The 23,199-nt window shown below is 66.0% G+C and carries 22 protein-coding genes and 1 pseudogene; 10 read left to right on the forward strand and 13 right to left on the reverse strand.

Annotation, left to right across the window (positions count from 1 at the left end; translation table 11 throughout):
* A pseudogene (locus FPZ61_RS10530) lies at positions 1-218 on the forward strand (transposase); the annotation flags it as partial.
* On the opposite strand, the gene FPZ61_RS10535 reads toward FPZ61_RS10530, so the two are convergent.
* From FPZ61_RS10535 to acpP, 7 genes are all read right to left on the reverse strand, one after another.
* Positions 201-455 carry a leucine zipper domain-containing protein gene (locus tag FPZ61_RS10535; protein ID WP_255441541.1) on the reverse strand — a complete coding sequence of 85 codons (255 nt, stop codon included), beginning with the start codon at positions 453-455 and terminating at the stop codon, positions 201-203. The pseudogene FPZ61_RS10530 and the gene FPZ61_RS10535 overlap by 18 nt on opposite strands.
* Before the next feature lie 79 nt (positions 456-534).
* Positions 535-732: a GtrA family protein gene (locus tag FPZ61_RS15910; RefSeq protein ID WP_185466510.1), complete on the reverse strand. Its 198-nt coding sequence runs from the start codon at positions 730-732 to the stop codon at positions 535-537.
* Positions 729-1,769: a glycosyltransferase family 2 protein gene (locus FPZ61_RS10545; protein ID WP_221630024.1), complete on the reverse strand. Its 1,041-nt coding sequence runs from the start codon at positions 1,767-1,769 to the stop codon at positions 729-731. The genes FPZ61_RS15910 and FPZ61_RS10545 overlap by 4 nt, the downstream gene beginning before the upstream one ends.
* A gap of 88 nt (positions 1,770-1,857) precedes the next feature.
* The gene (locus tag FPZ61_RS10550; protein WP_185474824.1) at positions 1,858-2,958 is read right to left on the reverse strand and encodes a glycosyltransferase family 2 protein; all 1,101 of its coding nucleotides are present in this window, start codon (positions 2,956-2,958) and stop codon (positions 1,858-1,860) included.
* Between the two features lie 35 nt (positions 2,959-2,993).
* The gene (tkt, locus tag FPZ61_RS10555) at positions 2,994-5,006 is read right to left on the reverse strand and encodes a transketolase (protein ID WP_185466513.1); all 2,013 of its coding nucleotides are present in this window, start codon (positions 5,004-5,006) and stop codon (positions 2,994-2,996) included.
* Between the two features lie 65 nt (positions 5,007-5,071).
* On the reverse strand, positions 5,072-6,319 hold the full coding sequence (fabF, locus tag FPZ61_RS10560) for a beta-ketoacyl-ACP synthase II (RefSeq protein WP_185466515.1): 1,248 nt from the start codon (positions 6,317-6,319) through the stop codon (positions 5,072-5,074).
* A gap of 8 nt (positions 6,320-6,327) precedes the next feature.
* Positions 6,328-6,570: an acyl carrier protein gene (gene acpP, locus FPZ61_RS10565; protein ID WP_006172464.1), complete on the reverse strand. Its 243-nt coding sequence runs from the start codon at positions 6,568-6,570 to the stop codon at positions 6,328-6,330.
* A gap of 149 nt (positions 6,571-6,719) precedes the next feature.
* Between acpP and psaC the strand changes: the two genes are divergently transcribed.
* From psaC to FPZ61_RS10585, 4 genes are all read left to right on the forward strand, one after another.
* On the forward strand, positions 6,720-6,965 hold the full coding sequence (gene psaC, locus FPZ61_RS10570; RefSeq protein WP_011934551.1) for a photosystem I iron-sulfur center protein PsaC: 246 nt from the start codon (positions 6,720-6,722) through the stop codon (positions 6,963-6,965).
* 148 nt (positions 6,966-7,113) lie between these two features.
* Positions 7,114-9,039 carry a glutamine--fructose-6-phosphate transaminase (isomerizing) gene (glmS, locus tag FPZ61_RS10575; protein WP_185466517.1) on the forward strand — a complete coding sequence of 642 codons (1,926 nt, stop codon included), beginning with the start codon at positions 7,114-7,116 and terminating at the stop codon, positions 9,037-9,039.
* A gap of 29 nt (positions 9,040-9,068) precedes the next feature.
* Entirely contained in the window at positions 9,069-10,331 is a 1,263-nt protein-coding gene (locus FPZ61_RS10580; protein WP_185466519.1) for a hemolysin family protein, read from the forward strand.
* Positions 10,332-10,433: 102 nt separating this feature from the next.
* Positions 10,434-11,441, forward strand: coding sequence for a Gfo/Idh/MocA family protein (locus tag FPZ61_RS10585; protein WP_185466521.1), 1,008 nt, complete (start codon positions 10,434-10,436; stop codon positions 11,439-11,441).
* Here the strand turns inward: FPZ61_RS10585 and FPZ61_RS10590 are convergent.
* On the reverse strand, positions 11,402-14,716 hold the full coding sequence (locus tag FPZ61_RS10590; protein WP_185466523.1) for a glycoside hydrolase family 15 protein: 3,315 nt from the start codon (positions 14,714-14,716) through the stop codon (positions 11,402-11,404). The genes FPZ61_RS10585 and FPZ61_RS10590 overlap by 40 nt on opposite strands.
* A 94-nt stretch (positions 14,717-14,810) precedes the next feature.
* Here FPZ61_RS10590 and FPZ61_RS10595 point away from each other — a divergent pair, with 94 nt between their 5' ends.
* Complete coding sequence (locus FPZ61_RS10595; protein ID WP_185466526.1) at positions 14,811-15,542, forward strand: WecB/TagA/CpsF family glycosyltransferase; 732 nt, start codon at positions 14,811-14,813, stop codon at positions 15,540-15,542.
* A 25-nt stretch (positions 15,543-15,567) separates the two neighbouring features.
* On the opposite strand, the gene FPZ61_RS10600 is transcribed toward FPZ61_RS10595, so the two are convergent.
* Positions 15,568-15,720: a photosystem II reaction center protein K gene (locus tag FPZ61_RS10600; protein WP_185466528.1), complete on the reverse strand. Its 153-nt coding sequence runs from the start codon at positions 15,718-15,720 to the stop codon at positions 15,568-15,570.
* Positions 15,721-15,754: 34 nt separating this feature from the next.
* Positions 15,755-16,900, reverse strand: coding sequence for a tRNA guanosine(34) transglycosylase Tgt (gene tgt / locus FPZ61_RS10605; RefSeq protein ID WP_185466530.1), 1,146 nt, complete (start codon positions 16,898-16,900; stop codon positions 15,755-15,757).
* 53 nt (positions 16,901-16,953) lie between these two features.
* Here tgt and cobS point away from each other — a divergent pair, with 53 nt between their 5' ends.
* Positions 16,954-17,733, forward strand: a complete 780-nt coding sequence (gene cobS, locus FPZ61_RS10610) for an adenosylcobinamide-GDP ribazoletransferase (RefSeq protein ID WP_185466532.1) — start codon at positions 16,954-16,956, stop codon at positions 17,731-17,733.
* Here cobS and FPZ61_RS10615 read toward each other — a convergent pair.
* Positions 17,730-18,845, reverse strand: a complete 1,116-nt coding sequence (locus FPZ61_RS10615; protein ID WP_185466534.1) for a sensor histidine kinase KdpD — start codon at positions 18,843-18,845, stop codon at positions 17,730-17,732. The two genes, cobS and FPZ61_RS10615, sit on opposite strands and share 4 nt — an antisense overlap.
* Before the next feature lie 403 nt (positions 18,846-19,248).
* Here FPZ61_RS10615 and FPZ61_RS10620 point away from each other — a divergent pair, with 403 nt between their 5' ends.
* Entirely contained in the window at positions 19,249-19,620 is a 372-nt protein-coding gene (locus FPZ61_RS10620; protein ID WP_185466536.1) for a DUF3155 domain-containing protein, read from the forward strand.
* A gap of 64 nt (positions 19,621-19,684) precedes the next feature.
* Here FPZ61_RS10620 and FPZ61_RS10625 read toward each other — a convergent pair whose 3' ends face one another.
* On the reverse strand, positions 19,685-20,290 hold the full coding sequence (locus FPZ61_RS10625; protein WP_185466538.1) for an alpha/beta hydrolase: 606 nt from the start codon (positions 20,288-20,290) through the stop codon (positions 19,685-19,687).
* Positions 20,291-20,418: 128 nt separating this feature from the next.
* Here FPZ61_RS10625 and purH point away from each other — a divergent pair, with 128 nt between their 5' ends.
* Entirely contained in the window at positions 20,419-21,972 is a 1,554-nt protein-coding gene (purH, locus tag FPZ61_RS10630; RefSeq protein WP_185466540.1) for a bifunctional phosphoribosylaminoimidazolecarboxamide formyltransferase/IMP cyclohydrolase, read from the forward strand.
* 79 nt (positions 21,973-22,051) lie between these two features.
* Positions 22,052-22,510 carry a DUF4079 domain-containing protein gene (locus FPZ61_RS10635; protein WP_185466542.1) on the forward strand — a complete coding sequence of 153 codons (459 nt, stop codon included), beginning with the start codon at positions 22,052-22,054 and terminating at the stop codon, positions 22,508-22,510.
* 34 nt (positions 22,511-22,544) lie between these two features.
* Here FPZ61_RS10635 and FPZ61_RS10640 read toward each other — a convergent pair whose 3' ends face one another.
* Positions 22,545-23,165, reverse strand: a complete 621-nt coding sequence (locus FPZ61_RS10640) for a DUF1997 domain-containing protein (RefSeq protein WP_185466631.1) — start codon at positions 23,163-23,165, stop codon at positions 22,545-22,547.
* Positions 23,166-23,199 lie beyond the last annotated feature (34 nt).

Below are 23,199 nucleotides of genomic sequence, written 5' to 3' on the forward strand. Positions count from 1 at the left end.
CCGAGCCCCAGCTCAGGGCCAAGACGCTGCTGGAGCGGCTGATCGATCACAACCCGGAGCGCTACAGCCCACGCCACCTGCGCACCCTGCAGCGGCGCCTGCGCGGTTACCGGCTGCAATGGATCGAGAACGAGATGGCCGCTCTGGCGGTGGCCGGGCCTCCAAGCCTGCAGGAAGGTGAAAGCGTGCAGAAGCCAGTGTTACCAGGCGTCAATTGAAATGGGTAACAAGTTGTTGATGCAAAGCGACCGGACAACTTCATTGTCGGCGAACAGTCGATCCGCCAGTGCCGCCAAACCGCCTGAACGGAATCGTGCCAGCCACTTGCGGGCGGTGCGTTCACTGATGCCGTGATCCGCAGCCAGATGAACGTGGCTCCTGCCCTCATCGAGATGCTGCCGGATCAGGCGTTCCTGACCAATCGGTGTCAGGCGGGCATTGGGGTGTGTATGCATGGTCTGAGGTCCAGGGCTGTTGGGTCGCACCACAACCCTGTCGGCCTCACACCCTGTCAGCCGGAACAACCTGGTGGCACTACACACCTAGCCGGTCTTTGAATGACAGCGCCTGTTGACCGAAGAACGAACAGATAAATGCAATCAGGAAGCCAGAGAAATTGGCAACGCTGTCGCCTACATTAAGGCTGATGAGTGCTGCAAGAATAGTGGCATGGATCCCGGTAGCGAACAGGCCTACCGCGCTGAATCTGCCCAGCCGTGAAAAGGTATTCAAGTCTCAAAAATATCGCTCACGATGAACCATGGTCGCCGTTTTGACTCCATGTAGGTGCGTCCAAGATACTCTCCAATGATCCCGATTCCGATCAACTGGAGCCCGCCAAGAAGGGTGACAGCTGCGAACAGGGAAGTGTAGCCAGGCGTTTCAATTCCAAAGAGAAGCGCCCTCACGACCGAAGTCATTCCAACGAAAAAGGCTGCAATGGTTACGATAAGGCCGACATAGCTCCAGATTCTCAATGGTGCTGTTGAGAAGCTGAAGATTCCGTCCAAGGCGTAGTTCCAGAGTTTCCATTGGTTCCATTTCCCTTTGCCGGCAGAGCGTTCCTGTCTTTTGTAATAAATCTCTTTTCTCCGAAAGCCTGCCCAGGCAAAGAAGCCTTTTGAGAACCTCACCCGTTCTTCGCAAGCCAGGATCGCAGTGACCACCTTTCGATCCAGAAGCCTAAAATCACTGGCGTTCAGTTGAATGTCAAGCTTGGAGAGTGAGAGAAATATCCGATAGAAGGATTTAGCGGTGAATCGTTTGATCCAGTTATCGTTGGAGCGATCACTTCTGACCGCGCTGACGATCTCATAGCCATCGAGCCACGAGGCAATCATGTCTGGAAACACCTCAGGTGGATCTTGTAAGTCAGCATCAATGGTGATGCATGCATCACCTGAACAATAGTGCAGTCCTGCCAGCAGTGCCGACTCTTTGCCGAAGTTTCGAGAGAAGCAGATGATCTTCCCGGAGGCCCAGTCTTGGCTTTGAATCAGGATCCTTTTTGCGCTTTCGACAGTCTGATCCTTGCTGCCATCATCAATGATGATAATTTCGAATTTCAGATTCGGTCTTGACTCGAGAGTGTATCTGGCCTGCTTGCGGATCTCTTTGAACAGAGTCTCTAGGCAATCTTCCTCGTTGAAGCATGGAATCACCAGGGAAATCGATGGGTTTTGCTGACTGCTTTGGGGCATGGAGTGCTCAATCCCAGCCTGACTTGTTCTGTCGGCAAAAGTGCTCATGATCTCCAGAAGGGCGTTCATGCCTCTTGCAATTTTCATGTTAACGCATCAGTGTGGCCCTGTCTGATGCCTTCATGGTGTGGAGCCTGATCACGTTGGGGTGATCCCTCTAAGGCGTGTTCCACACGAATCGCGAAGACGCCGCGTAATTCCAGACAAACACCACGAGGATGCCGGCCAGTTGGGCCAGGAAAGTGTTGCGGGAGACCAGGTTGTAGAAGCTGGAGGCCACACCCACGTTGGCCAGGACCGGCAGGGAGGCCACCAGCAGGAACTTGAGCAGGCCCTTCAGCAGCGCCGTTCCCTGCTGCCGCTGGAAGCGGAATGTGAGGGCATTGTTGATCAGATAGTTGGAGCTCGCGGCCACCACCACCGCGATCGGCAGGGCCTGTTTGAAGGCCAGCCCCGTTCCGCCCATCAATGCCTGTCCCGCCAGCATCTGAACCGCCACACCGCTGAGCCCCACAAGGGCGAAGCTGATGGCGCGCCGGGGAATCGAGCGCAGCAGAAGGGTGTGCAGGATCGAGACCCCCAGATCCCAGACGATCGCCAGATCCAGCTTGGAATCCCCAGCCACCCGGGCCTGGAAGCGCAGGGGAATTTCACTCACCCGCAGGGACCCGCGGCAGATCGAGAGCAGCTCGTAGAGAAACTTGAATCCATTCACATCCACCCGTCGCACATAGGGCAACGCGGCATCGGGCCGGAGGGCAAAGAAGCCGCTCATGTAGTCGGTCAGCCTGCGGTAGCTGGGCAGGCTGAAGCGGGCGATCGTGTTCGCCCAGGTGGAGTTGCGGGTGCGTTTCACACTCAGGCCATGAATGGCGGCGTCGGGGTGGAAGCGGCTGCCCACCACAAGATCGCTTCCCGTGCTCAGCAGGGCCTCCACCGCTGCCTCCACGGCGGCCGGCTCGTGCTGGCCATCGCAGTCCATCACCACGATCAGATCGCCTGTGGCATCGAGAATGCCTTCCTTGATGGCACTGGCGAGGCCAGCGCGCCCCACCCGGCGGATCAGGCGCACTCCTGATTGGCCATGGGCCAGCCGCTTGATCAGATTGGCTGTGCCATCCGCCGAGTCATCGTCGACAAAGAGGACTTCGAGATCGAAGCGCTGCTGCAGCGGCAGCAGTTCCTCCAGGATCCTGCCGACGTTCTGCCGTTCGTTGTAGGTCGGCAGAACGATCGACAGGCGTTCCGGTGCGCTCATCGCCCCTGGGGCCAGGGTGGCTGAAGGGGTGCGGCTCAGAGCGCCTTGGCCTTGGCGACCACGTTCTCCACGGTGAAACCGAACTTCTCCAGGCAGAGAGCGCCAGGAGCCGAGGCGCCGAAGCGGTCGACGGAAACTGTGTCACCGTCGAGGCCGACGTACTTGTGCCAGCCGAAGGACCCGGAGGCCTCCACCACCAGACGCTTGCGCACCGCGGCCGGCAGCACCGACTCGCGGTAGGCGGGGGCCTGCTCTTCGAACAGCTCCACGCAGGGCATCGAGACCACACGCACGTTGTGGCCTTCGCTGCTCAACACCTTCGCAGCTTTGACGCAGAGATCCAGTTCGGTGCCGGAGCCGATCAGGATCAGGTCGGGGCTGCCGTTGCTGTCTTCGAGGATGTAACCACCCTTGGCCACATGCTCGGGAGTGGAGCTGGGCTGGTTGACCATCGCCTGGCGGCTGAGGGCCAGCACCGTGGGTCGTTTGCGGTTGGTCACGGCCACCTGGTAGGCGCCACTGGTTTCGTTGCCATCGCCAGGGCGGATCACCAGCAGGTTGGGGATCGAGCGCAGCGAAGCCAGAGTTTCCACAGGCTGGTGGGTGGGTCCGTCTTCACCGAGGCCGATCGAGTCGTGGGTGAGCACGTAGATCACACCCAGCTCGGAGAGGGCCGAGAGGCGCATGGCGCCCACCATGTAGCCGGCGAACACCAGGAAGGTGCCGCCGTAGGGGATCAGGCCGCTGTCGTGATAGGCGATGCCATTGAGAACCGCCGCCATGGCGTGCTCGCGCACCCCGAAGTGCAGGTAGCGGTTGGCTTCGCTGCCCTTCTGAAAACTCTTCTCGCCCTTGATGTCGGTGAGGTTGGAGTGGGTGAGGTCGGCGGAGCCGCCGATCAGCTCTGGCAGGTCGGGGCCGATCGCATTGAGCACGTTGTAGGAGTACTGGCGGGTGGCCAGGCCCTTGTCCTCGGAGGTGAAACGGGGCAGATTCCGGTCCCAGCCCTGCGGCAGCTCACCGCGCAGCATCCGCTCGAATTCAGCCGCTTCCGCGGGGTGCTGGCTTCGGTAGGCGGCCAGGCTGTTGTTCCACTCGGCTTCCAGTGCCGCCCCGCGCTCGCGCGCCTTGCGCCAATGCTCATAGGCCTCCTCGGGCACCTCGAACGGTCCGTAGCTCCAACCCAGCGACTTGCGGGTGAGATCGGCTTCCTCGGCGCCCAGGGCCGCGCCGTGCACACCGGCGGTGTCGGCTTTGTTGGGGGAGCCGTAGCCGATGGTGGTGGTGACCTTGATCAGGCTGGGCCTGTCGGTGACGGCCTTCGCCGCTTCGATCGCCCTCCCGATCGCCTCGATGTCGGTGTTGCCATCGGCCACGTGCTGCACGTGCCAGCCGTAGGCCTCATAGCGCTTGAGCACATCCTCGGTGAACGACACCTTGGTGTTGCCGTCGATCGTGATGTGGTTGTCGTCGTAGAGGGCGATCAGCTTGCCCAGACCCAGGTGACCGGCCAGGGAGGCGGCTTCCCCGGAGATGCCCTCCTGGTGGCAGCCGTCGCCCATGATCACGTAGGTGTGGTGATCGACCAGGGAGACGTCGGGGCGGTTGAATTTCGCGGCCAGATGGGCCTCGGCGATCGCCAGACCAACGGCGTTGGAGATTCCCTGACCAAGGGGCCCGGTGGTGACTTCAACCCCGGGGGTTTCGAAGGTTTCGGGGTGGCCGGGAGTCTTGGAGCCCCACTGGCGGAACTGCTGGATGTCCTCGATCGAGACGCTGTCGTACCCGCTCAGGTGAAGCAGCGCATAGAGCAGCATGCAGCCGTGGCCGGCGGACAGCACGAAGCGGTCGCGGTTGAACCACTTGGGGTTGGCCGGGTTGTGGCGCAGGTGCTTGTCCCACAGGGCATAGGCCATCGGTGCCGCGCCCATCGGCAGGCCGGGGTGCCCCGAGTTGGACTTGTTGATCGCGTCGATCGCCAGGAAGCGAATGCTGTTGACGCAGAGGTTGTCGACGGACAGGGTGTCCACTGTGGGGGCGGCGACCATGGTTGGGGATAGGGGTTGGGAGAGTGAGGCGTTCCGGGCGGCGGATGGCTGGTGGTACCAGGCCCTCAGCGCATCCGACGGAAAGCGAGGCAGACGTTGTGACCGCCAAACCCGAACGAATTCGAGAGCACGACGTTCAGTTTCTGTTCCCGTGCCTGATTGGGCACGACATCCAGATCACAGGCCGGATCCGGATTTTGGTAATTGATGGTAGGTGGTACGAGGTTGTGGCCTATCGCCAGGACGGCGGCCACCGCCTCGATTCCGCCGCTCCCTCCCAGCAGGTGACCGGTCATCGACTTGGTGGAACTGACGGGGATGTGATGGGCGTGCTCGCCCAGGGCCGCCTTGATCGCCGCAGTTTCGTTGCTGTCGTTGGCCTGGGTGCTGGTGCCGTGGGCATTGACGTAGTCGACCTGCTCGGGTTCCAGTCCCGCATCGACCATCGCCAGCCGCATCGCTTCGGCGCCGCCGAGGCCCCCTGGGGTTGGTGATGTGATGTGGTGGGCGTCGCAGGTCATGCCGTAGCCCACCACCTCGGCCAGGATCTCGACGCCGCGGGCGCTGGCGTTCTCCAGGCTTTCCAGCACAAGAATCCCTGAGCCCTCGCCGATCACGAAGCCATTGCGCTCCGCATCGAAGGGGCGGCTGGCGGTGGCGGGGTCGTCGTTGCGAAAGGACAGAGCCTTGGCACTGGCGAAGCCCGCGACCCCAAGGGGTGTGATCGCCGATTCAGCTCCACCGCAGACCATGGCGTCGGCCAGGCCGAGCTGAATCAGGCGGAAGGCATCGCCGATGGCGTTGGATCCCGCTGCACAGGCCGTGGCCACCGCGCTGCTGGGACCCTTGGCACCGAGGGCGATGGCGGTCAGCCCGGCCGCCATGTTCGGGATCATCATCGGAACGCAGAACGGGCTGACCCGGTCAGGACCCCGTTCGGCGAGCACATGGGCCTGACTTTCCATCATCAGCAGACCGCCCACGCCGGAGCCGATGGCCACACCGATGCGGTGCTGGGTGCTCTCGTCGAAGACAAGCCGCGCCTGATTCACCGCCTGCTTGGAGGCCACCACACCGAATTGGCAGAAACGGTCCCAGCGCTTGGTCTCCTTGCGATCCAGCATTCCGCTCGGATCGAAATCCTTCACTTCGGCCGCGAACCTGCAGGCATGCCGTGAGGCATCGAAGAGGGTGATCGGTGCCACCCCGTTTCTGCCGAGCCGCAACCCCTCCCAGTACTGGGAGACGTCGTTGCCGATCGGTGTGACCGCGCCGAGGCCCGTGACCACGACACGGCGGAGACCCTCCACCATCGACACCCTCAGGCCTGCTTGTCCAGGATGTACTTCACGGCGTCACCCACGGTGGTGATTCCTTCGGCCGACTCGTCGGGAATCTCGATGTCGAAGGCCTCTTCCAGGGCCATGACCAGTTCCACCGTGTCGAGCGAGTCGGCACCCAGATCATTCTGGAAGTTCGACTCGGGCTTCACTTCAGCGGCATCGACGCTGAGCTGCTCGGCAACGATCGAACGGACTTTCTCGAAGATCGCTTCCTGTGACATGGCCGGTGTGTGGGAGGCCGCATCCTACGGGTCCGCCCTGAGCCGACCCCCGGCCCGTATGAAAAAGGATGACGGCATGGGGCCCGTGCCGGTGGGCTCCCGAACCGTTTGAGTACTTTGACCGGACGCCGTTCGCTTTCCGGCCGGGCATGTCCCATTCCGTCAAGATCTACGACACCTGCATCGGCTGCACCCAGTGCGTCCGTGCCTGCCCTCTCGACGTGCTCGAGATGGTTCCCTGGGACGGCTGCAAAGCTGGCCAGATCGCCTCATCGCCCCGAACCGAAGACTGTGTGGGTTGCAAGCGCTGCGAAACCGCTTGTCCCACTGATTTCCTCAGCATCCGTGTCTATCTCGGAGATGAAACCACCCGGAGCATGGGTCTGGCCTACTGAGGCCATCCCCCTGTTTCTCACCCTGAGCCCGGCCCTGCCGGGCTTTTTCATGGCCCGACCTCTGGCTCAGGCCTTCCGCTGCAGTGCCAGCAGGGTTTGCGGGCGGGCGGTGATCCTTTAGAAACAGCCGAAGTCCGGCCCCTCAGCCATGTGCGGCATCGTTGCGGTCATCGGCTCCCGTGAGGCGGCCCCCCTGCTGCTGGAAGGTCTGCGCCAGCTCGAGTATCGCGGCTACGACTCCGCGGGCATCGCCACCGTCCAGGCGCCTGGCGCCGGCAGCGGCATGTCATCCGGTCACCTCACCTGCCTGAGGGCCGAAGGCAAGCTCATCAATCTCACAGCCCGCTACGACGCGCTGGGAGCCGTGGGCCACTGCGGCATCGGCCACACCCGCTGGGCCACCCACGGCAAGCCGGAGGAGCGCAACGCCCACCCCCATCTCGATGGCAGCGGCGGCCTTGCCGTGGTTCAGAACGGCATCATCGAGAACCACCGCCCCCTGCGTGAGGCGCTGCAGTCCGAGGGGGTTCAGTTCCGCTCGGACACCGACACCGAGGTGATTCCCCACCTGATCGCCCGCCGGCTGATGGAGTTGCGCCAGGCCGGGGCTGAGGCCTCGCCCCAGCTGTTGCTCCAGGCGGTGCAGGAGGTGCTTCCACAGCTGCACGGGGCTTATGCCCTGGCCGTGATCTGGGCGGAGATCCCCGGAGCGGTGGTGGTGGCCCGCCGTCAGGCGCCGCTGGTGATCGGTCTGGGCGAGGGGGAATTCCTCTGCGCCAGTGATACGCCTGCCCTGGCGGGCTTCACGCGCACCATCCTTCCTCTTGAAGATGGCGAAACGGCCCTGCTCACCCCTCTGGGCATCGAGCTCTACGGGGCGGAAGGCGAGCGGGTGCAGCGCTCCCCCAGCTTGCTGCAGGGCACCGAGCACGTGGCGGACAAGCGCAGCTTCCGCCATTTCATGCACAAGGAGATTCATGAGCAGCCCGAGACGGCCGCGCTCTGGGTCGCCCGCCATCTGCCCACCCAGTCGATCGGCGCCCCCGGCACCCCTTCCCTGGTGGCCCTGCCTCTGCAGGATCAGCTGTTCGAGGGGGTGGAGCGGATCCAGATTCTGGCCTGCGGCACCAGCCGCCATGCGGCCCTGGTGGGGGCCTACCTGCTGGAGCAGCTGGCCGGTCTGCCCACGGCGGTGCATTACGCCAGTGAATTCCGCTATGCGCCGCCGCCCCTGGTGCCCCACACCCTCACCATCGGTGTGACCCAGTCGGGCGAGACCGCCGATACTCTCGCGGCCCTGCAGATGGAGCAGCAGCGGCGGGAGCTGATCGCCGATCCGGCTTTTGCCCCGAGGTTGCTGGGAATCACCAACCGGCAGGAAAGCTCCCTCGGTCGGCTGGTGCCCCACCTGCTGGACATCGGCGCCGGAATCGAGGTGGGCGTTGCTGCCACCAAGACTTTCCTCGGCCAGCTGCTCGCCTTCTACGGCCTGGCCCTGTCCTTCGCCGAGCGCCGCTCCAGCCGCTCCCCCGCGCAGTTGCTCGAGCTCGTGGCCGGACTGCGGGCCCTTCCTGCTCAGCTGCAGACGCTGCTCGAGGAGCAGGATCTGCTCTGCGCCGAGCTGGCCCACCAGTTTGCCGACACCCAGGATGTGATCTTCCTGGGACGGGGCATCAACGTCCCGATCGCCCTCGAAGGCGCCCTGAAGCTCAAGGAGATCAGTTACATCCACGCGGAGGGCTATCCGGCCGGTGAGATGAAGCACGGGCCCATCGCCCTGCTCGACGCACGGGTGCCTGTGGTGTCGATCGCGGTGCCAGGCAGCGTGTTCGACAAGGTGCTCTCCAATGCCCAGGAGGCCAAGGCCCGGGATGCGCGGCTGATCGGCGTGGCTCCCCGGGGACCCGACACGGAGATCTTCGATGTGCTGCTGCCGGTGCCGGAGGTGGATGAACTGCTCAGCCCTCTGTTGACGGTGATTCCGATGCAGTTGCTGAGCTATCACATCGCTGCCCACCGTGGCCTCGATGTGGATCAGCCCCGCAATCTGGCCAAGAGCGTCACCGTGGAGTGAACCTCAACCCGCTCGCTGTTCTTCTTCCGATGCGCCTGCTCGTTCTGCTGGTGGCCCTGCTGGCGTTGCTGGCCTTTTTTGCGGCCAGCGAGTTCGCCCTGATTCACCTGCGCCCCAGCCGGGTCAAGGTGCTCGCGGCCGATGGCCACCCCGGTGCACTTTCGGTGGAGCGACTGCAGCAGCGCCTGCGGCGGGTGCTGGTCGCCACCCAGCTGGGGGCGGCCCTGGCCCTGGTGGCCCTCGGCTGGGCCGGTCGCGGCCTGGCGGTGCGGTTCGATCCGATGGCGGAGCGCCTCTGGGTCGATGTGCTGGTGTTCCTGGCTCTGGTGGCCCTGGCCACGGTGCTGGGCGGTGTGGCCCCCAAGGCCTGGGTGCTCCACCGACCGGAGCGATCAGCCCTGCAGCTGGCGCCGCTGCTGGAGTGGGTGATCCGCACCCTCTTTCCCCTGCTGGTTCTGGTTGAGCGCTGTGCCAATGGCCTGTTGCGTCTCCTGGGCCTGCCCCGCAACTGGGACGAGCTGGTGCCTGCCCTCTCCGCCGGCGAGCTGGAAACACTGATCGAATCGAACAGCGTCACCGGTCTGCTGCCGGATGAACGCAGCATCCTCGAAGGGGTCTTTTCCCTGCGGGACACCCAGGTGCGTGAGGTGATGGTGCCCCGCTCCGGCATGGTCACCCTTCCCCTGGAGGTGACCTTCGCCGAGATGATGGAAGCCGTGCACGCCACTGCCCACGCCCGCTTCCCCGTCATCGGCCAGTCGCTCGATGATGTCCGGGGCGTGCTCGACCTGCGCCGCCTGGCCGAGCCGATCGCCCATGGGCTGCTGCAGGGCGACACGCCCCTGGCCCCCTACATCACACCGGTGGCACGGGTGCAGGAAACCGTGTCCCTGGCGGTGCTGCTGCCGTTGATCCGCAGTGGTCAGCCCCTGCTGGTGGTGGTGGATGAACACGGCGGCACCGAAGGTCTGGTCACTGTGGCCGATCTCACCAGCGAGATCGTCGGCGATGAGGACGATCTGGTCACGACCCGCCAGAACCTGCAGCGGCTTCAGGACGACACCTGGCTGGTGGCAGGGGATCTGGAAATTTTCGAGCTCAACCGCCAGCTGGACCTCTCCCTGCCGGAGGCCGACGGCCACCACACCCTGGCCGGCTTCATGCTCGAGCGGTTGCAGCACATTCCCGCACCCGGCGAGAGCCTGCGCTGGAAAGGGCATCAGTTCGAGATCAGCGCCATGGACGGCCCCCGCATCGAGCGGGTTCAGATCACCCGACGCGGCTCCGACTAGGACGGCTCAGCCTCCGGGCTGGAGCCGCCGGAGCGGGTGATCATTGATAATGCCTGCACTGGAGCGGCGGGAGTTCACGTTGGCGGGTGTGCTGGTGCGGCGATGAGCAGCGATCCCATCACCCCGGTCAAGGTGGGGGTCATCGGCATCGGCAACATGGGCTGGCACCACGCCAGGGTCCTGAGTCTGCTCAGGGATGCCGAGCTGGTGGGAGTGGCCGATCCAGATCAGCGCCGCGGCCAGCTGGCTGTTGAGCAGTTCGGTTGCCGCTGGTTTGAGAACTTCGACGACCTGCTCCCCGAGGTGGAGGCGGTCTGTATCGCCGTACCCACCCTGCTGCACCACCGGGTGGGCATGGCCTGCCTCCAGGCCGGGCTGCACGTGCTGATCGAGAAGCCGATCGCCGCCAGCCAGGAGGAGGCCAGCGAACTGATCCAGGCCGCCGAACAGGCCAGCCGGCAGCTCCAGGTGGGCCATATCGAGCGCTTCAACCCCGCCTTCCGCGAGCTGCTCAAGGTGGTGGCGAACGAGGAGGTGGTGGTGCTCGAAGCGCGCCGTCACAGCCCCCATGCCGATCGCGCCAACGACGTGTCTGTGGTGCTTGACCTGATGATTCACGACATCGACCTGGTGCTCGAACTCGCCGGTGCTCCCGTGGTGCGGCTCGCGGCGGCGGGCGGCCGCAGCGCGGAAGGCCCGATTGATTACGTCAATGCCACCCTCGGCTTCAGCAATGGTGTGGTCGCCAGCCTCACGGCCAGCAAGATGGCCCACCGCAAGATCCGCAGCCTCAGCGCCCACTGTCGCGCCAGCCTGGTGGAAACCGACTTCCTCAACCGCCGGCTCCATGTCCATCGCCGCGCCCATGAGTGGGTGTCGGCCGACCACGGCGAGCTGCTCTACCGCAACGACGGTTTCATCGAAGAGGTGAGCACCACCTCGATCGAGCCGCTCTATGCCGAGCTGGAGCATTTTCTGCTCTGCCTGCGCGGCCGGGAAGTGCCCGCCGTCGACGGGCAGCAGGCCTCCAGAGCGCTGATGCTGGCCAACCTGATCGAACTGGCGGTGGATCAGCCCTCGCTCTGCATGGCCCTCGAGGCACCGATCTGAGCCCCGACCTCCACGGTCTCCACGGTTTCGGTGAGGTCACGCAGGGCCATGATCTGCCAGCGGCGGCAGCTGGCCGGTGAGGAGGTGTAGAAGAGATCCCAGGCTGCCGCTTTGTGCTTGGCGTAATCCTCGCCGGCCAGTTCAGGGTGGGACAGCTGCCAGCCCACCCTCACCGCGTGGCCGATCACCACGTCAAGGGGCAGGTAGTCGTCGAAGCGCACCTGGGGGTTGGCCCCCACGAACACGACGAGGGAGAGGAGGGTCTCGGTGCAGAGCTGGCGGTATTCCGGCGCCTCGATCTTGCTGAGCAGGTGATCCACCAGGGCCGCGAAGTTGCGCTCTCCGGGCGTCTTCTCCGAGAGCAGGGGTTCGCTCTCCAGGCGGTTGCGACGCTCCAGCTTGTCGCCGATCACCAGGCCGCGGCAATGGTGGAGCAGGTCCCAGATGCCGGCGTAGAAATCGCGGGGCACCCGCTGCAGGGCCCCCAGACGCTGGCGGTGCTGCATCCATCCACAGCCACTTCCCAGCGGCAGGTCGTCGAGGGGATCGGGCACCTCCCAGCGCACGCGCCCGCTCAGATGAAGCTGTTCCTTGCGGCGCAGGGACTCGCGAGCATGATCCACATCCTCCAGCACCGAGCGCAGGCGCCGCCGGATGGCGTGGGGCGGCAGATCACAGAGCGATTCGAAGGCAGCGTCGGCGGTGAGATCCAGTTCAGCCGCCAGTTCACCGGTGAGCAGAAGCAGCAGCTGTCCCAGCTGGATCGTCAGACTGCCGCTGAGCAAAGTCGGCTCGGAGCGGGCCAGGCCGTCAAGGGCCAGCAGCAGTTCCTGCTGCAGCATCCACTCCCGGCCGTCCTCTCCGCTGAAGCGGCGGATCATGGCGCCGATCATCGCGCTGCCCTGGGGTTGGCTGATCAGCGATTCGTGGGTGTAGTTGCGGCCCACTGCCAGCTGTTTCTGGCGCACCAGAAGATCGGTGAGGGCATCTTCCAGCTGGGGATGCACCAGTTGCATCAGGCCGGCGCAGCGCCTCACCACGTTCCAGTCGCCCTCCACCAGGCCCCGGCGGTAGATCTCCTCCACCAACGCCTGAAGCTTCAACGGCCCTGCGCTCTCTGGACCCTGCAGGATCGCGCTCTGGCCCAGCCGCTGGACCAGCTGTTCCAGCACCTCCGCCTGCTCGGGCAGGGAGGTGCTGCGCCAGAGCAGATCCGCCAGAGCGGGAATGGCAATGTCCTCCAGTTCCTGTTCCTGCTGGATCGTCAGCGGCTTCTGGCTGGTGCTGCTGCGCAGCACCGGGGCCGCCGGCTGGCTGAGCCTCGGCGGGGCATGTCCCGGGGGTGGTGGCAGCTCTTCCCAGCAGACCTGATCGATCAGGCCCTCGAGGCGATCAAGCTGAACCGGGACTCCTTCCACCGTTCCGCTGCGAAGGGTTTCACCCAGGCGGATCAGGGCGGCGGGATCCCGCTGGAAAGGGCTGGCTGCCAGGGGGATCATCAGCAGGGGCAGGCCATCGCCCCGCCATTGCCTCTGCAGCAGCCTCAGTTCACTGGTTACCGCGTCGACCAGTTGCTCCGGGTCGTCCGCCAGGTAGAAGGTTCCCTCTTCCAGCACCGAGGGCAGAAAGGCCATCACCTCCTCGCCGCTGCCATCCGGCCCTCTGCCGGCGGGGCTGCGGTACAGCAGGGCTGTGGCCATGGTCTCCATCCGCACCGGCGGGTAGCCACTCAGACCGAGCCTGGTGTTGGCGCCCACCGAAGCCATGCGGTGTCCAAGCTCCCTGGAGCTGGCCACCCGCAACGGTCCGTGCGGATCGGTCACCGGCAGACCCGCCTGTTCCAGTGCAGCGGCGATGGCATCGTTTTCAGGCACGAGGGCAACGAGCACCCGCTCGGCCCCGAGGGCAGCCGGCAGGCGCCGGCCGCAAGGATCGATGTCCTCCGGGCTGAGCAGACCGTTGAGCAGCAGATCCCCCAGCCAGGTCAGACTCTGGGTCCAGAGCAGGGGGACATTCTCATTGGCGATCCGCGCCTGGGTGCCGGGATGGCGCCGCTCCGCTTCGATGGCATCGGCCGGCACCAGGTAGAGCTCGGGCAGCTCGGGCACTCCATCGATCTCCACGCTCACCGCTTCCAGGCGCCGCCGCCAGTGCCAGGCCTCGCCCCAGCGTTCCTCACAGCAGGCCGTGACCAGCTCATAGGCGAAGAACAGGGGCCATTCACATTCGATGCCCTCGAACTGAGCCAGTTCCTCGGGCTCGTAGTGCAGGCGTTCGTGGTCCTCCACCAGGGTCTGGTGCCCGTCGCGGCGAAAACGCTTGTAGCCGTAGGCGCCGCCCAGGTCACGGCGGATCTTGCGGCGTGTGCGCTCCACCAGCTCGGGGTCCTCCACGGCCCAGGCGGGGTAGCCGATCACCGAGAGACAGGCGCTGTCCACCTCCTTGCTGGCCGACTCCCGCGGCAGCAGGGCCTTGAGGGCCCGCCTCAGCCGCACGATCGCCGGGTGGGGGATGTGCAGGCAGCAGCTGCCGTCGCCGTGGGGGCCGTAGAGGTCGAGGCCCTCGAGGGCCTCCAGGGCCGCCTTGACCAGGCCGATGGAGCTGGCGTTGCGTTCCGGTTCTCCATGGTTGCCTTTGTCGCCCCGCTCCCAGATGCCGTAATCGGCAATGCGATAGGCCCTGGCCACGTAGTAGATGAGGTTCTGCAGGAAATCCCGCTCATGGCTGCTCTGTACCACCACCAGCCCGGCCCGGGTCAGCTGGGCCAGCTGGAGCAGATAGAGGGCCGTGGCGTCGAGCTGGAGGTGTCCCCAGCCGTCATCGGGCACCACCGGATTGCCCGTGCTGGTGTCGAATTTGGCGTGGATGGCGTCGAGTCGGTCGAGGCTGTGCTTGAAGCGCTCCACCTTGGCGGCCTGGCGCAGCATGGCCGTGAGCAGGCCACGCATCAGTTGCAGCACCCGCTGGTTCAGCTCATGGCTTCGGGTGCACGGGCCATTCAGGCGGCGGTGAGCCTGGGCCAGACCCCAGACGCACTGAATCGAGTAGACGCAATCCCGCACCCAGGCATCGCCGTAGTTGCCGTGCACCGTGTTGGCGGTGCTGGCAGGCAGCAGTCCGGTGATCGGGTGCTGACGCGCCAGCACCACCCGCTCGATCTGCTCATCGAGATGATGAAGCAGGTTACGGGCGTCCTCGTCGCTGAGCTGGAGCGGTCCCAGCTGCTCCCGCAGGGGTGGCTCCACGCTTGCGTCGCTCGTCCACTCGCTCGTCATCGTCGGCCTGGCTGCGAGGTTGATGGAGGAATCTGCGCTGCAGATGGGTACTCTCCCTAGATTCTCCCCTGCGGTCCGATTGGACCTGGCCGTGATGGTGACCGAAACTCAGGCTCCCGGGGGACTGCGCTCAAAGGTGCTCAGTCTGCCGGTCGACGTCTGCAGGGATGTGGCCGATGCCGCCCTGGCGCTCCATGCTCTCGGCGGCGGTCAGATCGTCACCCTCAACGCCGAGATGACGATGGCGGCGCTGGAGGATCCCGCCCTCGGGGATGTGATTCGTGCAGCCGAACTGGTCATCCCTGATGGTGCCGGGGTGGTCTGGGCTTTGCGGCGGCAGGGACATCGGGTGAGACGCAGCCCCGGCATCGAGCTGGCCGATCGGCTGCTGGTGGAGGCGGCCGATCGGGGTTGGCGGGTGGCCCTGGTGGGGGCGTCTCCGGCGGTGATGGAGCGCCTGCGGGAGCGCCTGCTGCAGCGGCTGCCGGCACTCAGGCTCGTTGCCACGGTCCACGGCTATCAGCCCGCTGAGGCCTGGGCGGGGCTGGAGGAGGCGTTGCAGGCCAGCCAGCCGGATCTGGTGCTGGCTGCGCTGGGAGTCCCCCGCCAGGAGACCTGGATCCAGCGGCTGCATCAGGGCCAGGGCGGGCTCTGGATGGGGGTGGGGGGCAGCTTCGACGTCTGGGCCGGGACGAAAAAAAGAGCTCCCAGCTGGATGGGAGCCCTGCAGATCGAATGGTTGTACCGCCTGATCCAGGAACCCAGCCGCTGGCGACGGATGCTTGCACTGCCCGCTTTCGCCTGGGCGGTGCTGCGGGAAGGCTGAGATCCGGAGGCTTGGGTTCAGAGGCTCAGCGGAAGCCGACAGAGGCCTGCCAGACGAAGGCCAGCAGCAGGAAGAACAGGGGGATGATCGGCAGGACATCGACCAGGGGACCGAAGGCCTGGTAGGCCTCAGGCAGCTCGGCCAGGGTGATGGCGGTGATCAGTGTGGAGAAGACCATCCCTGAAGGGCAAAATCGTTCGTTGGGCTGGACGCTACCACGTGTGAGCGGCCGGGGAGCCGGGCTCCCAGGGAGTGAAATCCTCTGCAAAGCAGCCGTCGGTGATTGCCCTGCCCATGGCCGTGCTGAAACGAATCAGCTGGGTGAGATTGTGCAGACTCAGCAGGATCCGGCCCAGCATTTCACCGCTGCGGATCAGGTGGTGCAGGTAGGCCCGGCTGTGACCGGCGCAGGCCTCACAGGCACAGCTTGGATCGAGTGGGCTGTGGTCGTGGCGGAAGCGGGCGTTGCGCAGGTTCCAGCGTTCGCCCGCCACCAGGGCGGTGCCGTGCCGGCCCAGCCGGGTGGGCAACACACAGTCGAAGAGGTCGACGCCCTGAGCCACGGCGATGGCCATCTCCCGCAGGCTGCCGACCCCCATCAGGTACCGGGGGCGATCCCTGGGCAGCAGCGGAGCCACCTGACGCACGATCCGGTGCATCGCCTCCATGGGTTCCCCCACGCTCACGCCGCCGATGGCGATGCCGGGCAGATCCATGGCGCTCACCGTCCGCGCCGCCTGCTCGCGCAGGTTGGGGTAGGTGCCCCCCTGAACGATGCCGAACAGCGCCTGGTCGCTGCGCGTATGGCTGGCCATGCAGCGCTCGAGCCAGGAGTGAGTGCGCCGGCAGGCCTCGGCCACATCGTTTTCGCTGGCGGGATAGGGCGGACACTGATCGAAGGCCATGGCGACGTCAGCCCCGAGCGCCATCTGGATCTGCATCGAACGCTCGGGTGTGAGGCTGATGCGTGAGCCGTCCCTCGGCGAGCGGAACACCACCCCCTCGTCGCTGATGGTGTTGATATCCCCGAGGCTGAACACCTGGAATCCACCCGAATCGGTCAGCAGAGGCCCTTGCCAGCCCATGAACCGGTGCAGCCCGCCCGCTTCGGCCACGATGGCCTCACCCGGCTGGAGGTGCAGGTGATAGGTGTTGGCCAGCACCATCTGGGCGCCGGTGGCCGCCAACTGGGCTGGTGTCACCCCCTTGACGGTGCCCAGTGTGCCCACGGGCATGAAGCGGGGCGTGTTGATGAAGCCGTGGGGGGTGTGAAACAGACCGCAGCGGGCCTGGGTTCTGGGGCAGTGGGCGGTGGTTTCGAACCGAAAAGGGCTGGCCGCTGTGCTGGAGCGGGTCACGGCGGCGGGAACGGTTCGGCAACGAAGCTAGAGGTTGCTCAGGGAGAGGGCCGATGAGACCTCTGGCGGCGCCCCCCTGGCTGCGTGATCTGGCCGGGGCCTGGATCTTCTACACCGTCTTGCCTGCCTGGCCCCAGCCCCAGCCACGCTTCGAGCGGATTGCCCGATTCGCCCCCTGGATCGGTCTCTTGCAGGGCTTGCTGCAGGGTCTGCTCTGGTGCTGGGCGGAACCCTGGTTACCGTCCGGCGCGCGGGTGGCCCTCGTGCTGGCCCTGGGCCTCTGGCTCACGGGCGGGATCCATGCCGATGGGGCGATGGACACGGCAGATGGCCTGGCCGCCGGAGAGCGGGCCCTCGAGGCGATGGACGACAGTCGGATCGGGGCCAGCGGGGTGCTGGCGCTGGTGCAGGTGCTGTTGCTGCGCGGGGCGGCGCTGCTCACCATGGCGGAGCTCAACCTCGGCCCCCTGGTGGCTCTCGCCCTGGTCTGGGCTGGAGTGTGGGGCCGCATCGCTCCGTTGCTGGCGATGCAGCACTTCCCCTACCTGCGCCCGGCCGGCACGGCCGCCTTCCACAAGCGGCACTGGCTTGGCCTCGGCCGAGAGCTCAGGCCATCACTGCTGTTGCTGGTGCCCCTCACCCTGGTGGGGGCGTCGATGGGTTGGCCCTGGCAAGGCTGGCTGGGCCTCCTGCCGGCATGGCTGGTGCCCCACCGACTGGGCCGTCGCCTGGGGGGGCACAGCGGTGACACCTACGGCGCCTGCGTGGAGTGGGTGGAGACCCTGACACTGTTGCTGCTGGCCCTGACCGTGCTCGTGTCTGGGGTCGGCTAAGCGCTGGGGGGAAGCTCGAGCAGGAAGGCGTTCCCGGAGTCGGGCAGGTCGCTGGCGACGAGGCTCGGGGGGCAGAGCAGGCTGAGCTCGCCGCCGAGGCTGCGGGCCAGATCTCTGGCCAGGGCCAGACCCAGGCCACTTCCGGGCAGGGCCTTGCCCCGCTCCCCCCGGATGCCCCGCGCGAAGATGGCCTCCCGTTCTTCTGGGGCGATCGCCACGCCGTCGTCCCAGACCGTGAGACGGGGGCGGCCGTTCGGGGCCAGTGTGCTGTGCAGGCCCACGCTGCTGCCCTCGGGGCTGTAGCGGAAGGCATTCTCCAGCAGGTTGGCCAGAATTTCGGCTACCGCGGCGCTGTCGCCCCGCCAGCCGGGCAGGGATTGTGGGCCCAGCCAGGGGCGCCCCTGCAGGGCAGCTGTGGCGGCGGCTCGCTGGAGCAGCGGTTCCACCCGTTCTCCCAACGGCGTGGCGTCGTCTGTTCTCAGGGACGGCGGCAGCAGCAGGGGGCCTGCCGCCAACAGCCCCGGTTGGATCGCGGCGGAATCCGTGAGCCCGTCGATCGCTTCGATGTAGCGGTGGAGCTGTTGCCCCTCCACCAGCAGGTTGTCGACCAGGGCGCTCTTCTCAGGATCTCCCTCCAGCCGTCGTTTGAGCAGCTGGGCGAAGGTGCGCAATGCGGCCAGTGGGTTGCGCATCTGGTGCACCAACAGGCGCAACTGCTGCTGTTGCCGCTCCAGCTGCTGGGCCAGCTGCTGGTGCTCCAGATCCAGGAGCAGCGCCTCCGTGAGGCCCTGGGCCACGGCCTGGAGGCGTGGATGCAGGCTGGGTGGCCAGGTGGTCCCCGCCAGCTCGACCCTCAGGGCGCCCAGCAGGCTGCTCTGATGGCGGAGGGGGAGCCAGCGGCGCTGCTCGCTGGGAAGCAGGAGGCTTCGGTCCTCATCGACGGCCGGCAGGACCCTGCGTTGTTGAGGCCAGTGGCCCATGGGCACGAGGGCTGGTTTGCCGTCGTCGCGTGGAATCGCCAGGTACACCACCAGGCTGCGGACGTCGCTGCGGTCAGAAAACTGCTCAAGCTGCAACTGCAGCAGGGTCAGAAAACGCGGCGACACCTGCATCGGGGACGGGCCGGGGGAGGCTGCGAAAAAAGTTCCGGGAACTGCGGTTGAAATCCGAGAATTAGCCTTAAGATTTACGTATCGACCACTACTTCGCGGTCCGCGAGCGGACCACCAGGAGGATGGGCGGTCGCGTCGGTTGCACTTTCCTGCAAACGAGGCTACAGCAGAGGGAGACCCGTTCCTCCTCTGTTCGGAGGCCCCCCTGAGGTGCCTCCGGGCTGCTTCCTGTCTGGCGATTCTTGGTGCAGCTGGCCGCAGCAGCTCCAGGACTTCCGCTCCCGGTAGCCAGATGTCTGGACGTGCCTGCGCTTCCCTCTGAAGCGCTCAGTCGGTTTGTCTCGTCCACCGAGACCTGCCCATCCTTCCCATCCCTCTCCATCTCCCCCTCGGGAGTTGTTTCATGTCCAAGAAGCGCAAGCGGATCAGTCGCCGTCGTCTCGCCGGTCAGCGCGTGCTCGCCCACGTGCCCACCCATCACCTTGAAACCGGACAGCACAAGCCGGTCACCGCGGCTCGCCGCTACATCGCCGAAACCGGCCTTGAGGCGCCCGCCCTGCTCAACGTCCGCCGCAACGAGCACACCACCGATCGCTTCTTCTGGGGTGAGAAGGGCCTGTTCAGCGCCCAGTACGCCGAGGAGAACCACTTTCTCTTTCCCTCCCTCCGCCTGATCGTCGATCAGATCGGTGAAGACAGTCTCTTCGCCGGCCTCGAAGCCAACGGCTCCGACGACTGGGAGGAGATGGAAGAGTACGAGTACGCCTTCGTCTGAGCCTTCCGCTCCCCGGACGGACCCGATCAACCCCCGCGGATCCTGGGATTCGACGGGGGTTTGTTCATCTTGAGGGTGTTGGCCAGTGCTGCTCCATGAAGCTGCGCAGGGCGGGAAACAGGGCCGTGTCGATGGTGTGCTCCCCTGGAAATCCCAGCAGCTGGCTGTCCCCACCTGCGTTCCGCCAGAGGCGCTGCAGCTCCTCGCTGGCGGCATAGGGCACCACTGGGTCCGCGCGGCCATGGGTGAGCAGGATCGGAGGCAAGGGAGCGCGCGGGTTCCAGCCGGGATGGGGATAGCCGCTGCAGCAGATCACGCCTGCCACAGGCAGGTCGCTGGCCACATCCAGGGCCATGGCAGCTCCCTGGGAGAAGCCGAGCACAACGGTCCGCTCCAGGGGCAGGCTCTCCGCCAGGGCCTCGAGCCGCAGCTTCAGCAGCTGCCGTGCCCCTGCCAGTCCTGGCCACTCGGGCTGCTGCAGGTCGTACCACTGGCGACCCACTCCACAGGGATGGGGTTCGGGGGCGCGCAGGCTCACCACACCCGTGCGACGGCCGGCCAGTTCCTCCCCCAGATCGAGCAGGTCATCGGCATCGGCGCCCCAGCCATGCAGCAACACCAGCCGCTGCTCGGCGTCGGCGGGTCCGCGGATCAGAAGGTCGTCCGTCATGGAGCTGGGTCCTGGTTCAGGGGGGTTCCGGCGGCAGGGCCGGAGCTGGGGACATGGTGCTGGGTGCCCGGGGCCGTTGGGGTGAGGCCGCTGCGTAAGTTGTGGCCAGCACGCTCTCACGACACCCCATGGCCCCCACTGCCCTGCTGAGCGTGTCGGACAAGCAGGGCGTGGTGGAACTCGCCACGGCCCTGCACCACCGGCATGGCTACAGCCTCCTATCCAGTGGTGGCACTGCCGCCGCCCTGGCTGCCGCCGGCCTGCCCGTGACCCGTGTGGCCGACCACACCGGAGCGCCCGAGATGCTCGGCGGCAGGGTCAAGACCCTGCATCCACGCATCCACGGCGGCATCCTCGCCCGCCGGGAGGATCCGGCCCACAGGGCCGATCTTGAGGCCCAGGCGATCACCCCCATCGATGTGGTGGTGGTGAACCTCTATCCCTTTCGCGAAACGGTGGCTGATCCCTCCGTCACCTGGGACAAGGCGGTGGAGACGATCGACATCGGTGGTCCGGCCATGGTGCGGGCCGCCGCCAAGAACCACGCCGATGTGGCGGTGCTCACCGATCCCAGCCAGTACGGCGACTTCCTCGCGGCCCTGGCGGCCGATCGGGTCGATGCCGGCCTGCGCCGCCAGCTCGCCCTGGAGGCGTTCCGCCACACCGCCGGCTACGACAGTGCCATCAGTGCCTGGCTGGAGGAGCGACTGGAGCCCTCCGCGGCGGGGCAGGCGGCACCACTGAGGCTGGAGTTGCCCTTGCGCCAGTCCCTGCGCTATGGCGAGAACCCCCACCAGCAGGCCGCCTGGTACAGCGAACCCGGAGCGGGCTGGGGCGGGGCCCGGCAGCTGCAGGGCAAGGAGCTCAGCTTCAACAACCTGCTCGATCTCGATGCCGCCCTGGCCACCGTCCGGGAGTTCGGCTATGGCGCCGATGTCCCACCAGCAGCTGTGGTGGTCAAGCACACCAACCCCTGCGGGGTGGCCGTGGGCAGTAGCGCCACCGAGGCTCTGCAGCGGGCCCTGGCGGCGGATTCCGTCTCGGCCTTCGGCGGGATCGTGGCCCTCAATACAGGGGTGGATGGCCCCAGCGCCGAGCAGCTCACCAGTCTGTTTCTGGAGTGTGTCGTGGCGCCTGGTTACAGCGAGGAGGCCCTGGCCCGTCTGGGAGCCAAGACCAACCTGAGGCTGCTGGAGCTGGCGCCTGAGGCCGCCGAGCGGGCACCCCGCCGCCAGTTACGGACCGTGCTGGGTGGCCTGCTGGACCAGGACCTCGACGATTGTCCGGCCAGCGAAGCCGACTGGCAGATCGTCACCCAGCGGGCGCCCAGCCCGGCTGAGCTCGATGATCTGCGCTTCGCCTGGCGTCTGGTGCGCCATGTCCGCTCCAATGCGATCGTGGTCGCCCGGGGCGGGGTCAGCCTGGGGATCGGTGCCGGTCAGATGAACCGGGTGGGCTCCGCCCGGCTGGCCCTCGAGGCGGCCGGCGAGGGCAGCCGGGGGGCGGTGCTCGCCAGTGATGGCTTCTTCCCCTTCGGCGACACCGTGCGCCTGGCGGCGGCCCATGGCATCACCGCCGTGATCCAGCCGGGCGGCAGCCTGCGGGATGGGGAGTCGATCCAGGCCTGTGATCAGCTCGACCTGGCCATGGTCTGCACCGGCCGCCGACACTTCCTGCACTGAGCCGACGCTTGGCTGTGCTGAACGGCGCGGGGAGGGGTTCGAGCAGTAGTTTCGCTGCCAACGGCCTCACCCCGTGACCATGCCCGACGCCCTCGCCTTCAACCTCAATTTCCTGCACCCACTGCTGATGTGGGTGTTGCTGGCTCTCTCCGGCTATGCCCTGTTCCTGGGCATCAAGGCCAAGAAGACCCGCACCGCCGATCCGGAGCAGCGCAAGGAGCTGATCAAAGGCAAATTCGCTCAGCGCCACTTTCAGATCGGCTCGATCGTGCTGGCGGTGATGGTGCTGGGCAGCTTCGGCGGCATGGCCGTCACCTACATCAACAACGACAAGTTGTTCGTGAGCCCGCATCTGCTGGTGGGCATCGCCATGGTCAGCCTGATCGCCTTGGCTGCTTCCCTCTCTCCGCTGATGCTCAAGGGCAACCTGATCGCCCGCAAGGCGCACGTGGGCCTGAACATGACCCTGATGACCCTCTTCCTCTGGCAGGCGGTCACCGGAATGCAGATCCTCAACAAGATCTGGACCAACCGCTGAGGCCTGGTGCGGCTGAGGATCGCTCAGGCGGTCCTCAAAAGGGCGCCCGCCTGCGCGGCGGGCAGGTCAGCTCGTGGGTGGCGTGAAAGTCTTCCTGGACCTTCCAGGTGAGCTTGCGTGAGATCTGTCGCACGATCTGGCGCAGCAGATGGTCGCCGCTGGATTGCACCAGCTTGTCGGGAAGCAGACCGATCACCGCCGGCAGCCGGATCCAGACACAGAGGTCGAGTTCCCAGCGCACCTGGGTGAGAGAGCCCTCAGCGGCGCCGTCAAGGTCAGGATCCGCCTCCGCAGGGGCCTCCTCGAGCTGCAGGGCGGCATTGAATTCGACGTCGTAGATCTCCTGCAGGTTGGTGTCGGGATCATTCAGCGCCGCTGTGACGATCCGGTAGACCCCTTCGCTCTGGGGCAGGAGCTCCAGGCCGATGGTGGGCTCCACCTCGAAACCGAAATTGCCGAAGCGCCCCAGGGTCAGGGCGTAGCCATTGGGGCCGAGCGGTTGCACCGTCATCGGCGCCGCACAGCGTCGGAACCAACCGTCGTGGTGATCCAGGTAATCGGCCACGGTGCGGGACGGCGCCCGCATCTCCATCACATCGGCGAAGCGGCTGCTGTAGCGGTTAACCCGGAGATCATCGCTGTGCCGCAGGGGCATGCCTGCGGCAGGGGAGCCCTGGTCAGACTCGGGA

This window comes from Synechococcus sp. BSA11S, from assembly GCF_014224355.1.
Classification (GTDB): Bacteria; Cyanobacteriota; Cyanobacteriia; order PCC-6307; family Cyanobiaceae; genus Regnicoccus_A.

Coding starts and splice junctions, on each gene's coding strand:
- FPZ61_RS10535 (WP_255441541.1), bottom strand. CDS start 455: ATGCATACACACCCCAATGCCCGCCTGACACCGATTGGTCAGGAACGC.
- FPZ61_RS10545 (WP_221630024.1), bottom strand. CDS start 1,769: ATGAACGCCCTTCTGGAGATCATGAGCACTTTTGCCGACAGAACAAGT.
- FPZ61_RS10550 (WP_185474824.1), bottom strand. CDS start 2,958: ATGAGCGCACCGGAACGCCTGTCGATCGTTCTGCCGACCTACAACGAA.
- tkt (WP_185466513.1), bottom strand. CDS start 5,006: ATGGTCGCCGCCCCCACAGTGGACACCCTGTCCGTCGACAACCTCTGC.
- fabF (WP_185466515.1), bottom strand. CDS start 6,319: ATGGTGGAGGGTCTCCGCCGTGTCGTGGTCACGGGCCTCGGCGCGGTC.
- acpP (WP_006172464.1), bottom strand. CDS start 6,570: ATGTCACAGGAAGCGATCTTCGAGAAAGTCCGTTCGATCGTTGCCGAG.
- psaC (WP_011934551.1), top strand. CDS start 6,720: ATGTCCCATTCCGTCAAGATCTACGACACCTGCATCGGCTGCACCCAG.
- glmS (WP_185466517.1), top strand. CDS start 7,114: ATGTGCGGCATCGTTGCGGTCATCGGCTCCCGTGAGGCGGCCCCCCTG.
- FPZ61_RS10580 (WP_185466519.1), top strand. CDS start 9,069: ATGCGCCTGCTCGTTCTGCTGGTGGCCCTGCTGGCGTTGCTGGCCTTT.
- FPZ61_RS10585 (WP_185466521.1), top strand. CDS start 10,434: ATGAGCAGCGATCCCATCACCCCGGTCAAGGTGGGGGTCATCGGCATC.
- FPZ61_RS10590 (WP_185466523.1), bottom strand. CDS start 14,716: ATGACGAGCGAGTGGACGAGCGACGCAAGCGTGGAGCCACCCCTGCGG.
- FPZ61_RS10595 (WP_185466526.1), top strand. CDS start 14,811: ATGGTGACCGAAACTCAGGCTCCCGGGGGACTGCGCTCAAAGGTGCTC.
- FPZ61_RS10600 (WP_185466528.1), bottom strand. CDS start 15,720: ATGGTCTTCTCCACACTGATCACCGCCATCACCCTGGCCGAGCTGCCT.
- cobS (WP_185466532.1), top strand. CDS start 16,954: ATGAGACCTCTGGCGGCGCCCCCCTGGCTGCGTGATCTGGCCGGGGCC.
- FPZ61_RS10615 (WP_185466534.1), bottom strand. CDS start 18,845: ATGCAGGTGTCGCCGCGTTTTCTGACCCTGCTGCAGTTGCAGCTTGAG.
- FPZ61_RS10620 (WP_185466536.1), top strand. CDS start 19,249: ATGTCCAAGAAGCGCAAGCGGATCAGTCGCCGTCGTCTCGCCGGTCAG.
- FPZ61_RS10625 (WP_185466538.1), bottom strand. CDS start 20,290: ATGACGGACGACCTTCTGATCCGCGGACCCGCCGACGCCGAGCAGCGG.
- purH (WP_185466540.1), top strand. CDS start 20,419: ATGGCCCCCACTGCCCTGCTGAGCGTGTCGGACAAGCAGGGCGTGGTG.
- FPZ61_RS10635 (WP_185466542.1), top strand. CDS start 22,052: ATGCCCGACGCCCTCGCCTTCAACCTCAATTTCCTGCACCCACTGCTG.
- FPZ61_RS10640 (WP_185466631.1), bottom strand. CDS start 23,165: ATGCCCCTGCGGCACAGCGATGATCTCCGGGTTAACCGCTACAGCAGC.